Annotated in this window: 2 protein-coding genes; both read left to right on the top strand. The window is 22.2% G+C overall.

The window, feature by feature from the left end; genetic code table 4:
* The first annotated feature begins 405 nt into the window (after positions 1-405).
* Positions 406-840, top strand: coding sequence for a hypothetical protein (locus C6B38_RS03750; protein WP_105298712.1), 435 nt, complete (start codon positions 406-408; stop codon positions 838-840).
* 2 nt (positions 841-842) lie between these two features.
* Positions 843-1,493, top strand: a 651-nt coding sequence (locus tag C6B38_RS03755; RefSeq protein WP_199558576.1) for a terminase large subunit domain-containing protein, incomplete at its 3' end; no start/stop codon positions are given.

Raw genomic sequence — 1,493 nt, forward strand, 5'->3', positions numbered from 1 at the left:
ATAATAATAAAATTAAATTATTTATAAATCCGGAAAAAACAATAAATTTTATAAAAAATACTTAATTTTATAAAAAATTAATTTAATCAAACAACAATTAATTTTTTTGTTTTTTATTTGACAAATAATTTTAATGACGGTATCATCATGGTGTAATTAGTTATATAAATATTAATTTTATTTTACTTATATACCCCCCTATAAGTCCTTTAAAATAACAACTTTTTGGGTTCCGTGATGGTGGGGTTCCGTGTACACTTTTTTTAATTTTGAAAAAAACCGCACTTTTATACTAAAAATAATAAAAAACCCCGTAAATAAAGGATTTTTTATAAATGAATGAGTTAAAAAATAGCAAAAAACAAGCAAAAAATAACCAAAATTTAACAAAAAAATGCCCCTTTTTTGACAAAAAATGAAAGCATTTTAACAAAAGAAAACAATAACTTAAACCAACAAAAAAACCTTTTAAATTGAGAAAAAGATAAAGAAAAATTAATAAATAAATATAAACGATTTTTAAAAGAAAAAAATGTTATTTTAGATATTATTAAACTTGATTTTTTAGAAGAATTTTGTACCCTTAAATTAACTTTAAATAACATTAATAATGAAATMCAAACCTTAATTAATGACGGTAAATTATTTTCTGAAACCGATAATAATCGTGGAAAACCAAAAGAAGTAAGACACCCCGCTTTAATTTCTTATGGACAAGCATATAAAGATTATAAAGCTGGATATGAAATAATAGAACAATGAATAAAAATAGCTAATCAAAAAGATAATTCCGATACTTTTAATTTTAATAATTTATATGATAATTCAGAGGAAAAATAAGAATGCAAGCAAATAATGAAAAAACAAATTTAGAAATATATTATGAATGAATAAATAAAAACTCCAATAAAAATAAAGTTGGAATAAAAATTAAAAAAATTGTTTCCACATTAGTAAAAGAATTAAAATCAAATAAAGATTATTATTTTAATCACAAAGAAGCAAATAAAACAATTAGCTTTATTGAAAAATCTTGTTTTCATACAACTGGAGAATATAATAAACAAAATTTTAAATTAGAATTATGGSAAAAAGCATTTTTAGAAGCATTATATGGTTTTTATGATAAAAAAACAAATTTAAGAAGATTTAAAGAAGCACTCTTAATTGTCGGAAGAGGAAATGGAAAAACCGCCCTTGCTTCTGCAATCGCTTTAAAAAGTTTAATTTTAGATAATGAAGCAAATGCCGAACTTTATTCTATTGCAACCAAACGAGATCAAGCAAAAAGAGTTTATGAAGAAATGCGACGAATGATTTTTATTAATCCTAACTTAAATAAAATTTTAAAAGTTAAGCGAGATAAAATAGAGTTTATACATAATAATTCTTTTTTTCAACCACTATCATCAGAAACAAAAACATTAGATGGTTTAAACCCCTATTTTGTTGTTTTAGATGAAGTAGCAATGATGGAAAAGCGTGACATTTAT

It is taken from the genome of Spiroplasma sp. ChiS (genome assembly GCF_002968355.1).
Lineage (GTDB): Bacteria > Bacillota_I > Bacilli_A > Mycoplasmatales > Mycoplasmataceae > Spiroplasma > Spiroplasma citri.